Annotated in this window: 8 protein-coding genes and 1 riboswitch; of the genes, 5 read left to right on the top strand and 3 right to left on the bottom strand. The window is 71.8% G+C overall.

The genetic code is table 11. The features are described from left to right. Nucleotides 1–7: 7 nt before the first annotated feature. Nucleotides 8–1,003: a ribonucleotide-diphosphate reductase subunit beta gene (locus ACZ3UD_RS07875; protein WP_465583669.1), complete on the bottom strand. Its 996-nt coding sequence runs from the start codon at nucleotides 1,001–1,003 to the stop codon at nucleotides 8–10. A 23-nt stretch (nucleotides 1,004–1,026) separates the two neighbouring features. Beyond that, nucleotides 1,027–3,432 (bottom strand): ribonucleoside-diphosphate reductase subunit alpha, encoded by a 2,406-nt coding sequence (locus ACZ3UD_RS07870; RefSeq protein WP_465583667.1) that lies wholly within the window; start codon nucleotides 3,430–3,432, stop codon nucleotides 1,027–1,029. A gap of 191 nt (nucleotides 3,433–3,623) precedes the next feature. Continuing rightward, nucleotides 3,624–3,749: riboswitch (cobalamin riboswitch) on the bottom strand. A 218-nt stretch (nucleotides 3,750–3,967) separates the two neighbouring features. Here ACZ3UD_RS07870 and ACZ3UD_RS07865 point away from each other — a divergent pair. The 5 genes from ACZ3UD_RS07865 (at nucleotide 3,968) to ACZ3UD_RS07845 (ending at nucleotide 10,522) form a co-directional block, all read left to right on the top strand. Next, nucleotides 3,968–5,116, top strand: coding sequence for a hypothetical protein (locus tag ACZ3UD_RS07865; RefSeq protein ID WP_465583552.1), 1,149 nt, complete (start codon nucleotides 3,968–3,970; stop codon nucleotides 5,114–5,116). A gap of 137 nt (nucleotides 5,117–5,253) precedes the next feature. Continuing rightward, entirely contained in the window at nucleotides 5,254–6,708 is a 1,455-nt protein-coding gene (locus ACZ3UD_RS07860) for a glycoside hydrolase family 26 protein (protein WP_465583550.1), read from the top strand. Nucleotides 6,709–6,858: 150 nt separating this feature from the next. Then, nucleotides 6,859–7,788: a hypothetical protein gene (locus ACZ3UD_RS07855; RefSeq protein WP_465583547.1), complete on the top strand. Its 930-nt coding sequence runs from the start codon at nucleotides 6,859–6,861 to the stop codon at nucleotides 7,786–7,788. A gap of 67 nt (nucleotides 7,789–7,855) precedes the next feature. Then, nucleotides 7,856–9,307 (top strand): glycosyltransferase family 2 protein, encoded by a 1,452-nt coding sequence (locus tag ACZ3UD_RS07850; protein WP_465583544.1) that lies wholly within the window; start codon nucleotides 7,856–7,858, stop codon nucleotides 9,305–9,307. Between the two features lie 15 nt (nucleotides 9,308–9,322). Continuing rightward, the gene (locus ACZ3UD_RS07845) at nucleotides 9,323–10,522 is read left to right on the top strand and encodes a glycoside hydrolase family 113 (RefSeq protein ID WP_465583541.1); all 1,200 of its coding nucleotides are present in this window, start codon (nucleotides 9,323–9,325) and stop codon (nucleotides 10,520–10,522) included. 40 nt (nucleotides 10,523–10,562) lie between these two features. On the opposite strand, the gene ACZ3UD_RS07840 is transcribed toward ACZ3UD_RS07845, so the two are convergent. Beyond that, complete coding sequence (locus ACZ3UD_RS07840; RefSeq protein WP_465583538.1) at nucleotides 10,563–12,773, bottom strand: DUF459 domain-containing protein; 2,211 nt, start codon at nucleotides 12,771–12,773, stop codon at nucleotides 10,563–10,565. Between the last annotated feature and the right edge of the window lie 22 nt (nucleotides 12,774–12,795).

Here is a 12,795-nt window from a genome sequence, read left to right as displayed (position 1 = left end):
CTGCTTCCTAGAAGTCGTCGTCGAAGGACACCGAGCCCTCGACGGCGACCTGGTACGCCGAGACCCGGCGCTCGAAGAAGTTGGTCAGCTCCTGGACGTTCTGGAGCTCCATGAAGCCGAACGGGTTGGTCGACCCGTAGCGGATCGGCATGCCGAGGCGGGCCAGGCGCTGGTCGGCAACAGCCTCCAGGTACTGGCGCATGGAGTCGGTGTTCATGCCGGCGAGACCGTCACCGCACAGGTCCTGGGCGAACTGGAGCTCGGCCTCGACGGCCTCCTCCAGCATCTCCGTGACCTGCTTGGCCATCTCGTCGTCGAAGAGGTCGGGCTCCTCCTCGCGAACGGTGTCCACGACCGACATCGCGAAGTCCATGTGCATGGACTCGTCGCGGAACACCCAGTTGGTACCGGTCGCAAGGCCGTGCAGCAGACCCCGGCTCCGGAACCAGTACACGTAGGCGAAGGCGCCGTAGAAGAACAGGCCCTCCACACAAGCCGCGAAGCAGATCAGGTTCAGGAGGAACGCGCGGCGGTCCTCCTTCGTCTGCAGCGACTCGATGTGGTCGACCGCGTTCATGTACTTGAAGCAGAACTTGGCCTTCTGCGCGATGGAGGGGATGTTCTCCACGGCAGCAAAGGCAGCCGCGCGGTCCTCCGGGTCGGGCAGGTAGGTGTCCAGCAGCGTCAGGTAGAACTGCACATGGACGGCCTCCTCGAACAGCTGACGCGACAGGTACAGCCGCGCCTCCGGGGAGTTGATGTGCTTGTAGAGGCTCAGCACCACGTTGTTCGCGACGATCGAGTCGCCCGTCGCGAAGAACGCGACCAGGCGGCCGATCAGGTGGCGCTCGCCCTCGCTCAGCTTCGCCAGGTCGGCGACGTCCGAGTGCAGGTCCACCTCCTCCACGGTCCAGGTGTTCTTGATCGCGTCGCGGTACCGGTCGTAGAACGACGGGTAGCGCATCGGGCGCAGGGTCAGCTCGAAGCCGGGGTCGAGCAGCATCTTGCGGTCTTCGTTCGGGGTGCTCACTGGCAGGCCTCGCAGGACTCGGGGTTCTCCAGGGAGCAGGCGATGGCGGCTTCCTGCTCCGGGGTGAGGGTCGGGGTGTTCACCGGCACGGGCGCGGCGGCGCGGGCGGCACCGGAGGCGGCCTGGGCGATGCGGGTGGCCGGGCGCGAGCGCAGGTAGTAGGTGGTCTTGAGACCGACCTTCCACGCGTAGGCGTACATCGAGCTGAGCTTGCCGATGGTCGGCGCCGCCATGAACAGATTGAGCGACTGACTCTGGTCCAGGTACGGCATGCGGGCCGCGGCCAGGTCGATCAGCGCGCGCTGCGGCAGCTCCCAGGCCGTCCGGTAGAGCGAACGGACCTCCTCCGGCAGCCAGTTGAACTCCTGCACCGAGCCGTTGGCGTCGCGCAGGGCGTCGCGGGTCTGCTGGTCCCAGACGCCGAGCTCCTTGAGCTCGCGCACCAGGTACGGGTTGACCTGGAGGAACTCCCCGCTCAGGGTCTCGCGCTTGAACAGGTTGGACACCTGCGGCTCGATGCACTCGTACACGCCGGCGATGGACGCGATGGTCGCGGTCGGGGCGATCGCGAGCAGGAGCGAGTTGCGCAGGCCGGTGACGGCGATGCGGGCGCGCAGCGCCGTCCAGCGGTCGGCCCACTGCGGGGCGGCCGTCGGGAAGTGGTCGATGTGCAGCTCGCCGCGGGCGGCGCGGGTCTCGCCGTAGGCCTCGTGGCGGCCCAGCTGCTCGGCCAGGTCGGCGGAGCGCTCGTAGGCGGTGAGCATGATGCGCTCGGCGATGAGCGTGGACAGCCGCGCGGCCTCGGCCGAGTCGAAGTCGATCCGCAGCTTGAAGAAGACGTCCTGCAGGCCCATCACGCCGAGGCCCACCGGCCGCCAGCGGGAGTTGGAGGTCCCGGCCTCAACCGTCGGGTAGAAGTTGATGTCCACCACGCGGTCGAGGAACGTCACGGCCGTACGGACGGTGGCGTCCAGCCGCTCCCAGTCCATGGCGCCGAGCAGGTCGTCGGCGGAAGCCCCGGCAGCGACGTGGGCGCCGAGGTTGACCGAGCCGAGGTTGCAGACGGCGGTCTCGGAGTCGTCCGTGACCTCCAGGATCTCGGTGCACAGGTTGGAGGAGTGCACCGTGCGGCCCGGCAGCGCGGTCTGGTTGGCGGCGCGGTTGGAGGCGTCCTTGAAGGTCATCCAGCCGTTGCCGGTCTGCGCCAGGGTGCGCATCATGCGGGCGTACAGGGTCTGCGCCGGGATGGTGCGGACGGCCTTGCCGGCCTGCTCGGCCTTGCGGTAGGCCTCGTCGAAGTCAGCCCCCCACAGGTCGACCAGCTCGGGCACGTCGGCGGGGGAGAACAGCGACCAGTCGGCGTTGGCGTTGACCCGGCGCATGAACTCGTCCGGGATCCAGTGCGCCAGGTTGAGGTTGTGGGTGCGGCGCGCCTCCTCACCGGTGTTGTCGCGCAGCTCCAGGAACTCCTCGATGTCGGCGTGCCAGGTCTCCAGGTAGACGCAGGCCGCGCCCTTGCGCCGGCCGCCCTGGTTGACCGCGGCGACCGAGGAGTCGAGGGTGCGCAGGAACGGGACGATGCCGTTGGACTTGCCGTTGGTGCCGCGGATCAGGCTGCCGCGCGAGCGGATGCGCGAGTAGGACAGGCCGATGCCGCCGGCGTGCTTGGACAGCCGGGCGATCTGCGCGTAGCGGTTGTAGATCGAGTCCAGGTTGTCCAACGGGGAGTCGAGCAGGTAGCAGCTCGACATCTGCGGGTGCCGGGTGCCGGAGTTGAAGAGCGTCGGCGAGGAGGTCAGGTACTCCAGGCGGCTCATCAGGCCGTACAGCTCGGCCACCTCGCGCACCGACTGCTCGGAGTCGCCGACCGCCAGGCCGCAGGCGACGCGGAGCAGGAAGTGCTGCGGGGTCTCGATCACCTTGCGGGTGATCGGGTGGCGCAGCAGGTAGCGGGACTGCACGGTGCGCAGACCGAAGTACTCGAAGCGGTCGTCGCCGGCGGTGTCGATCAGCGCGTCCAGGGCGGCGGCGTGCTTGGCGACGAAGGCCGCGGTGGTGTCGCCGATCAGGCCCTCGGTGTGGCCGACGGCGATCGAGGCGGAGAAGGAGACCGCGCCCTGGCTGTTCGCCTCGTCGACGATCTCCAGTGCGAGCAGACGGGCCGCCAGCTTCGAGTACTGGGGGTCCTCGGCGATCATCGACGCGGCGGCGTCCACGGCCAGCCCGCGCAGCTCGGCGAAGTCCGAGCCGGCGTGGCGGCCGCGCAGCGCGGCGGCGGCGACATGGCCGGGGTCCACCTCGGTGAGGTCGGCGCTGCGGTCGGTGAGAAGCCGCAGCAGCGCTCCGCCGGGGTCGGAGACCGTCGGGTCGGTGAAGGCGGTACCGGAGCCCTGGGCGGGCAGGGTGGCTGAGGCAGCGGTGGTCAAGGCGCTCTCTCCTGGCGGCGATCGGCGGCGGTGATCGGGTGGCACCGGACCGGTCTGGGCAGGGGAGCACGGCGCGAACGCAAACGGCGTCGCGCGACGGTGTCTCCCCGGCCCGCCCGCGAGGCCCGGAGGTGTACTGCTGGTGCTGGCGCGGCCTCTGCGGGAGGGCCGTGGGCACGCGGTCGGCAGGTACTCGGACTCGCGGACACGGCTGCTGGAGCCGCCCGCACACCGCTGCGGGGCAGTCCCGGATTCCCGCCGGGTTCCCCTGCATCGACAGCAGGAGTGAGCATACATGTAGTGGTGTCTCACTGATGCGGCACCACATGTAGTGCGGCGTGGTGTGTTGGCGCGATGACCGGCGGTACTGGGGCGGGTGGCGGTTCGTGCCCGTCCGGCGCCCGGATCCGCGCCTCGGGCGGGTCGGATCCGCACGCCCGCGTCCTGGTTTCGGCACGGAATGGTCACCGGACGGATCGACGGTCGGGGGGATGCCCTACGATCTGGGCGCATGAGCGACGGAACCGGCGTACCTGGGCACGGGCCGCAGGGAACGCCTCCCGCCGGGCCGGGGGGCGTACAGAATCAGCAGTCGGCGGTGCCGGGTCCGGTGCCGCCGCCGAGCGGCGGTTTCGGCCCGCCGCCGGCCTCGTACGGGCCGGTGGTGCCGTCCGCGCAGCCGCTCTCGCAGCCGGTCCCGCCGGTACCGCAGCCGCAGCCCCAGCCGGTCGCGCAGCCCCAGCCGGTACAGCCGCAGCCCCAGCCCCAGCCGGTGCAGCCGGCGGCCCCTCAGCCGCAGTGGCAGCAGCAGCCGCCCCAGCAGCCCGTGCCGCCGCAGCGCGTCGAGCCGAACTGGGAGGCGCTGGCGGACCGCAACGAGGCTGACGGCAAGCGCAAGCGCCGGATGAGGGTCATCGGCATCGTGGCCGCCGTCGTCCTGGTGGGTGGCCTGGCCGCGGGCGGCGTGATGCTCCTCGGCAAGAAGGACGACACCAAGAAGGCCGGCGGCGGTCCGGTCACCACCGTGTCCGCCTCGGGCAAGCCGACCCCCGGGCCGTCGAGCGCGAGCGCGACCCCGGGCGGCCAGACGGACGACCCGTCGAAGCCGATCTGGGAAGCCGCCACCGACCCGGCGCCGCAGGACGCGGGGGCGCTGTTCTCCGCGATGCAGGTGACGGTCAGCGGCGCGACCTGGAACCGGACCGTGGTCTCGCTGGACCAGCCCTGCTGGGACGGCAACTCCACCACCGGCGGTCTCGGCAAGATCCTCGGCGACCAGGGCTGCCAGAAGGTGCTCCGGGCGACGTACGTCTCCGGCGACAGCGCGGTGACCGTCGGTGTCGCGGTCTTCGACCACAAGATCCAGGCCGAGACCGCGATGAAGAACTACGCCGGCCAGCTCAAGGGCCTTCCCGCGGCCGGCGCCCCGGCGTTCTGCGCCAACCCCGGCTGCACCAGCACGCACGGCAGCCTGGGCCGGTACGCCTACTTCACCGTCGAGGGTTCGGCGAAGGGCGGAAACGCCCCCGATGCCACCGCGACCGCGGCGGCCTCCGGCTTCGCCGAGCACGTGAAGGGCCAGCTGCTCCGGCGGGCCAAGGCGGCGGGCTCCGCCACGCCCGGTTCGCAGGGCACACCGGCGGCCACCCCGGCCGGCTGACCTGTCGTGACACCCTGGTGCCGGCGGATCCGTTCGCCGGGACCGGGGGAGTGTGGCAGGCTCTCGGGAGTCATTCGTACGTGTGTTCCGGTTGCGTCCGTGGGGGTCGGTACCGGCAAGCAACCGGAGGAGCGGTCGTGGCCCTGCCCAGTGCCCTGCGCGGCAAGCCGGCCGTCCTGGCCGCGGCCGGGATCGTGGTCGTCGCGGGCACCTTCGCGCTGCTGGGCCGGGACGACCGGGCCGACGGCGAACAGCCCGCGCGGGTACCGGTGTCGGTCGGCGCCCCCGGACGCACCCTGCCGCCGGACGTGGGCCGGGACCTGCTCGCCCGGGACCCGCAGGCCTCGCCGAACGCCCGCGCCGTCCAGCAGTTCCTCGCCGACCTGGAGAGCCAGGCCCGCACCGGGCAGAGCGGCGGCACGGTGATCGGCCAGCACGTCGAGGCGCACAACGAGCGCAACAACCCCGAGTACGGCGACTACCGGGGCACCAAGCAGGTCGGCTACTACTACAAGAAGGCCGCCGACATCACCGGCAGGCTGCCCGGCTTCCTGGAGACCGACCTCGGCCCCGGCTACGGCCAGAACGCCTGGGGCGTGGGCAACCCGCGCTCCTACTCGGCCGGCCGCTGGCCCACCTGCCGGACCGGCTGGCAGTACACCGACGACGCCGTCGACCTGATGACCGCCGTCTGGTCCGGCCACCCGCGCGCCGACGACGGCACCTACGGCAGCTCCGGCGTCCAGCAGAACTGCGACGGCAGCAGCACCGAACTGCCGGACAACGGCGGCGCCCCGGCCGGGATCGTCGGCATGTCCTTCCACGAGCCCTACCCCGGATCGGACGTCAAGTCCTTCGACCGGGTGCTCTGTTCGAACTCCCCGGCGGCCAAGGACCCGGGCTGGTTCGGCCGGGTCGTGGACGCCGCGCACGACACTCCCGAGTACCGCGCGCTGATCACCGACCTGTCCTACCTGGCCGACCACCTGGAGTACCTGGCCGCCCACGACGTGCCGGTGCTGCTGCGCCCGTACCACGAGATGAACGTCCAGGACTGCTCCAGCCGGTTCTGGTGGGCGGGCCAGAAGCCGGCCGACTACCAGGCGCTGTGGAAGATCACCTACAAGTACCTGGTGGAGACCAGGGGCCTGCACAACCTGCTGTTCGTCTGGACGCCGGTGTCCTGGGACGGCGCCCCGGGCGTGGACCCGTGGGACTACTACCCGGGCGCCCAGTACGTCGACGTGGTCGGGGTGGACGACTACAGCGGCAGTCCGGCGCACCCGATCGGCACCGGCGAGGTGTGGACCAAGCGCTACTACGACGGGCTCGCCGCCTACGACAAGCCGCGGATGCTGGCCGAGTCCTTCGCCGTGCCCGTCAACTCCCGCCAGCCGGACACCCTGCGGCGCACGCCCTGGACGATCTGGACGGTCTGGGGGCAGTCGCTCACCGCGAACAACCTGGCCCCGGACCAGCCGCGCAACTCCGGCGCGGACGTCAACGCCACCTATCACAGCCCGCTGGCGATCACCGGTGGCTCCGGCTCGTCCGGCGGGAGCATCGACTGGGGTGGGCTGCACGTCCGCTGAGGGCGGGCGAGGTCCGGCGAGGTCCGCCGGGATTCCTCGGGATTCGTCGAACGGGTGGAATTCCGGGTCAGTTGCGCCGTGTGGCATCCTGTGGCGGCGAAACCGAGGGCTGGGTGGGGTCGGGATAGGGTCGAAGGGGCGGGGTAGGGGATGACACAGACGCGTCCGATGCGTGGGGCCGGTGGCCTGGCGATCGGCTGGGGCGTGGTGCTGCTCGGCTGGGCGGCGTACAACTGCTTCGGCCAGGTCGGCTTCGCCACGTACCTCAAGGGCATCTTCTACTACGGCGGGACCTCGGTGGACGCCGAGACCGGAAGCCTCAACTACGGCCTGCTGTACCTGGTCGCGGGGCTCCTGCTGCTGCGCGGGCGCAACTGGGCGCTCGGGGTGGCGGCGGGTGTGGCGCTGGTCGAGGGCTACAACCGGGTGCGCAGCCTGACCGGCGCGCTGCTGGACAAGCCGCAGCGGGAGTGGTTCACCGGGACCACCGAGGGCGGGCTGAAGCTCGCGACCTTCGCGCTCGGCGTGGTCGTCACCGCGGCGCTGATCCTGCTGCTGGCCCGCTCCAAGTGGCGGGAGCAGCCGGAGGGCGCGGGGGCGCCGGGCGGGGAGGCGCACTGGTCGATCATGCAGACCGTGCCGTCCGCGCCGACGCCCGTGGCGTACGCCCAGCCCCAGCCGGTGCAGCCCCAGCAGCCGGTCCAGCCGCAGCCCGGATGGCCGCAGCAGCCGCCGGCCCAGCCCTCGTGGCAGCAGCAGCCGGTCGCGCCGCAGCAGCCCCAGCCCGGCGCCTGGCCGCCCGCGCAGCCTCAGCCGGTCCAGCCGCAGCAGGCCCAGCCGGTGCCGCCGCAGCCCGTCCCGTATGCCCAGCAGCCGACCCGGACGGCGCCGTCGTACCAGCCGACCATCGCCCAGCAGCAGTGGCCCGCCGCCCCGCCCGCGCCCGCCCCGCCCGCGCCCGGCCAGCCGGCCCCCGGCTCGGTGCCCCCGGGGCCGGCCGCCCCCGGCCCGGTGGCGCCCGGCCCCGTCGTGCCGCCGCCGGCCGACGCCCCGCCCGCGGACCGCCCGCCGCAGGCCTGACCGACCGCGAAGAACCCGTGCCCCGCCCGGGGACCGGACCCACACCAGACGAGGAACGACTTTCACCATGACATCGACAGCCCCCGTGCGGACGGTGCTCACCACCTCCCGCGAGGCCGCCCGGCTCGCCGAGCGACAGATGTCGTGGAAGCCCAGGGTGCTGCCGTTCTACGTCGCCTTCCTGATCATCTTCACCTTCTCGATCTGGGCGTACGTGCCCAACCCGACCCCGCTCGGCTGGGCGATCACGATCCTGTGGGGCATGCCGGTGTTCGGCGTGCTGATCGGCTTCCAGGGCGTGCTGATGGTCCGCCGGCGGCTGCGCCAGGTGGACCGGATGACCCCGCCGGCGCCGGCCGAGGACGACTTCCTGATCGTGCTGGTGCCGACCATCGGCCGCCACGACACCTACCCGGCGCTGGAGCGCTCGGTGCTCTCGTACGTCGAGCACCTGCCGCCGTACTTCCCGTGGATGCGGGTGGACATCCTCACCGAGGAGGGCTGCGCCGCCGCCGAGAAGATAGACGAGCTGGCCGAGCGCCACCCGCTGATCCGGGTGGTGACCGTGCCGAAGGCGTACGAGACGGCCAACGGCACCAAGTTCAAGGCCCGCGCCAACCACTACTCGCACGAGCTGCGGATCGAGGAGGGCGAGGCCGAGGACGACGTCTGGGTGCTGCACATGGACGACGACACCGGCGTCGGGCCGGACACCGCCGCCGCCGTCGCCCAGTTCGTCAACCGGCAGCGCCGGGCCGGGGACGACGCCAAGCACATGGCGCAGGGCATCCTGACGTACCCGCGGGAGAACGCCGTCTCCACCTTCACCTGGCTCGCCGACGCGATCCGCCCGGCCGACGACATCGCCCGCTTCCGCGCGATGACCGGCACCGGTACCCCGATCGCCGGCGTGCACGGCGAGCTGCTGATCGTGCGCTCCTCGGTGGAGGCCACCATAGGCTGGGACTTCGGGCCGAAGACCATCGTCGAGGACGCCCAGATGGCGCTGAACTTCTGCCAGCGCTACCCGGGGCGCAGCGACTGGTTCAACGGGCGCTGCTACGGCGCCTCGCCGGCCGGCGTCAAGGACTTCCTCAAGCAGCGCGAGCGCTGGGCCTGGGGCCTGGTCGCGCTGTGCTTCAACAAGACGATCCCGCTGCGGTACCGGCTGTTCATCGGGATGGGCATGGTCAGCTGGGTGCTCGGCCCGCTGCAGCACGTCGGCCTGGTGCTGATGGTGGCCTGGTTCACCGGCACCTGGAACACCTCGCCGGTCACCCAGTCCGTGGTGCTGCTGTGGGCGATCAACTTCGCCTACGTGATCTGGACCTACTGGGAGGGGCTGCGGCTGAACGTGGTCGCCTCGGCCAACCACCGGCGCAAGTGGTGGGAGCCGATCGTCGTGGTGGCCTGCATCCCGGTGTTCTCCTTCCTGGAGGGCTGGGGCGGCCTGCGGGGGCTGATCAAGTTCCTCAAGCGCGAGGAGAACAAGTTCGTCGTCATCGCCAAGCCGGCCTGATCGGAAACCACGACAGTGAAACGCCCCGCAATCTTCGTCCTGCCGAGCCTGGTGCTCGGCATCACCGTCGTCGTCCCGATGGTCTGGGGTGACCACCCGATCAGGTTCGACCACCGGCGCCCCACCGAGGTGCACTGGGCCGGCGCCCCGACCGAGCAGGGCCGGGTCTGGGGCTTCGGCAAGGACGCGCCGCCGACCCCCGCGGACACCGGCCCCAAGGTGGCCCGCCCGTGGACCAAGGGCAGCCCCGAGTGGGGCGTGCAGGTGTACTGGCTGGACGACCCGGCGGACCCTGACAGCTTCGTCCAGGGCAAGGTCGACCGCATCGTCAAGTACGTGGTCGGGCTGAACGCCAACTCCCTGTCGGTGTCGTTCCCGTACTACACCACGGGCACCAAGTCGAACGCCGTCGCCGCCCGGCCGACCTCGCCCAGCCCGGAGCGCCTCGCGCTGCTGCTGGACGCCGCCCACCGGGCCGGGCTGCGCACCACCGTGCGTCCGATCATGGACGAGGAGGTGTTCGACTACGTCCACACCCTCAAGTGGCGCGGCAACATCGCGCCGGCCGACCGGGACGCCTGGTTCACCAGCTACGCCGCCTTCCTGGCGCCGTACCTGAAGACCGCCCAGGACCACTCGGCGGCCGAGTTCACCGTCGGCACCGAGTTCAACTCGCTGGAGGGCGACCCGCACTGGCAGGGCCTGATCGACGAGGCCCGGAAGACCTTCCACGGCGAGCTGGTGTACGACGCGAACTTCGACAACTGGTCCAACGGCCCGATAGCGATACCGGTCGACGGCACGGGCGTGGACGCCTACCCGCCGGCCAAGAACTCCGACGACGACGCCCCGATCGCCGACCTGAAGGCCAGCTGGAACGCCTGGCTCGACAAGCGCGGCAAGGGTCCCCAGCCGGCCACCAAGCTCACCGAGGTGGGCATCCCGGCGCAGAAGGGCGCGTACAAGACGCCCGGTGAGTACTACAAGAAGACCGAGCTGAACGAGGCCGTCCAGGCCACCTGGTTCACCGCGGTCTGCCAGGTGGCGCAGGAGCGCAAGCTGCGCGGGCTGTACTTCTGGTCGCTGTACTTCGGCATCGACCCGACCCTGCCGACCAACCCGGACACGCCGCGGATGGACTACGCCGGGCGGCCGGGCTCCGAGAAGGCGATCCGCGACTGCTTCGCGCAGACCTACGAGGTCCCGCAGCAGTAGCGGTCCCCGGCCCCGGCCGCAGTCCCGGCCGCGGGCCCGGCTACGGCTGGGTCCCGGCCGGGTGCTCGCCGGCGCCGGACGTCGCCTTGGCGGTCGGCGTCCGGGTCGGCTTGGCCGTGGTCGTCGGCCGTCCCGTGGGCCTGGGGCTCGCCGTGGGCGTCGGGGTGGCCGTGGCCGTGGGCGTCGGGGTGGCCGACGGAGTCGGGGCCGCGGTGGGCGCCGGGCCGGCCGGGTGGTCCGGCTGGGCCCCGGACAGCGCGTCCGCGATCTGCTTCTCCAGCCACGGGGTCACGAACCGCATGCCGGCCGGGGTCAGGTGCACCCCGTCGTTGGCGGGGGTGACCCAGTGGCCGTCCTTGTCCTTCCAGACGCAGGTGTCGTACGGGCAGTAGAAGGTGTCGAGGTCGACCAGCCGGACGGTGCCGCTGGCGGACTTCACGAAGTCGCCGACCTGCTGGTTGTAGCAGGTGCCCCAGGTCTTGCTGATGGCGCCGTTCTCGACGCGCTCGTTCATCAGCAGCACCTGGGCGCCGGGCGCGCGCCGACGGACCTGCTCCACGGCCTGGGTGAGCTGGGAGCGGTAGCGGGTGCGGTAGTCCTCGTCGCAGGGGTTGAGCCAGGTGCCGTCCAGGTACTGCTCGGCGGCGTCCCAGCCGAGGTGGATCACGACGGCCTTCGGCGCGGCGGAGGCGAGGCGCTGGTCCCACTCGGCGGCGCGGTCGCGGCAGTCCGTGCTGGTCTCGAACTCCGTCTGGGAGGTGGTGCGCACCTTGTCCGGGTCGAACACGCCGCAGCCGCTGATCCCGCCGTCGACCACCCGGTAGCGGTCGCCCTGCCGGTACAGGCCGGTGGCGAGGTCCTGGGCGAAGGAGTCACCGAGGACGAGGACCACGGGCTTGCTGCTCGGCCCGGACTTCATGTCGTGGGTGATCCAGGCCGGCAGGTACCAGGCGCCGGTGGTGGCCACCGCGGTCGTGACGGCCAGCAGCGGGACGGCCGGGAAGGCCCGCCAGCGCAGCACCCGCAGCTTCTCGGTGGCGGTGTGCAGCAGCCAGGCCAGCACCCAGGAGACCGGTCCGCCGATCAGCAGCAGCTTCTGCGGCGAGATGTCGTCGACGTAGTGCTGCAGCAGCCAGTACACCGGCAGGTGGAGCAGGTAGAGGCTGTACGAGATGGTGCCGGTGAGCCGCACCGGGGGCAGCGACAGCAGCCACACCAGGGGGCCGCGGTCGAAGCAGAGCGAGGCGGTCAGGACGGCGGCGAGCGCCGCGACCACGGCCAGTCCGCCCTGGTAGAGCAGGGGCTCGTGGTAGGAGCTGACGGACAGGCTGGCCCAGACCAGGCCGCCGAGGGCCGCGGTGCCGACCAGGGTGGGCAGGGCGGCACCGCCCGGCAGCTTCCGAGGGGTGCGGGCGCCGTCCGCGCCGTCGGCGGCCGCGGCGCGGACCCGGCGGCGCAGCCACAGGTAGACCCCGAAGGCGGCGGTGGCGCCGGCCGCGAAGCCGACGGCCCGGCTCTCGGTGCCGAGGTAGAGGCGGTCGCTGTTGTGGCCGTTCCACAGCAGCGGGGCGACCGCCGCGGCGGCGACGAACAGGAGGGCGGTGACGATGCCGGTGGCGCGCAGCGAGCGGCGGCACAGGCCGAAGACCATGAGCAGCAGCAGCGGCCAGACCAGGTAGAACTGCTCGGTGATGCTGAGCGACCACATGGCCGCGAGCGGGTCGATCGAGGCGAAGTGCTGCCAGTAGGCGTCGCCGCGGGCCAGCTGGGCCCAGTTGGCGACCTGGGCCAGTGCGGCGAGCGCCTGCGGGCGCAGGTCCTTGACGTCCCGTAGCGGGCTGACCAGGGCGGACAGCGCGACGACCAGGATGATGGTGGCGAGCAGGCCGGGCAGCAGCCGCTTGGCGCGGCGGCGATAGAAGACGCCGAGCCGGATGCCGTCGGTGCGGTCCAGCTCGCGGATCAGCACCAGGCTGACCAGGAAGCCGGAGAGCACGAAGAAGACGTCCACGCCGAACAGGCCGTTCTGGAACCAGTCGGTGTGGTAGAGCAGCACGGAGGCGATGGCGAGGCCGCGCAGCCCGTCGACCGCCTTGAAGCGGACCGAGGGCGGCAGCGGGCCGCGCGGCTCGGGGATCGGCGCGGGGATCGCGTAACGGCTGGCGGTCGGGGCCTGGAGGCCCCGCGCTTCGCGCATGTCCTGGAGCGTGGGGCCGCTTCCGGGCGCGCCGAGTCCGGGCGCGTCGTCCATGTGGTGCGTCCCCCCGGGGTCG

It is taken from the genome of Kitasatospora sp. NPDC023118, assembly GCF_055560875.1.
The sequence above is the reverse complement of the archived record's forward strand: the minus strand, read 5'-3'. Positions and strand labels throughout refer to the sequence as shown.

Excerpts from the sequence above, each read along its gene's own strand:
- ACZ3UD_RS07875 (WP_465583669.1), bottom strand. The coding sequence starts at position 1,003 with ATGCTGCTCGACCCCGGCTTCGAGCTGACCCTGCGCCCGATGCGCTAC.
- ACZ3UD_RS07865 (WP_465583552.1), top strand. The coding sequence starts at position 3,968 with ATGAGCGACGGAACCGGCGTACCTGGGCACGGGCCGCAGGGAACGCCT.
- ACZ3UD_RS07855 (WP_465583547.1), top strand. The coding sequence starts at position 6,859 with ATGACACAGACGCGTCCGATGCGTGGGGCCGGTGGCCTGGCGATCGGC.
- ACZ3UD_RS07850 (WP_465583544.1), top strand. The coding sequence starts at position 7,856 with ATGACATCGACAGCCCCCGTGCGGACGGTGCTCACCACCTCCCGCGAG.
- ACZ3UD_RS07840 (WP_465583538.1), bottom strand. The coding sequence starts at position 12,773 with ATGGACGACGCGCCCGGACTCGGCGCGCCCGGAAGCGGCCCCACGCTC.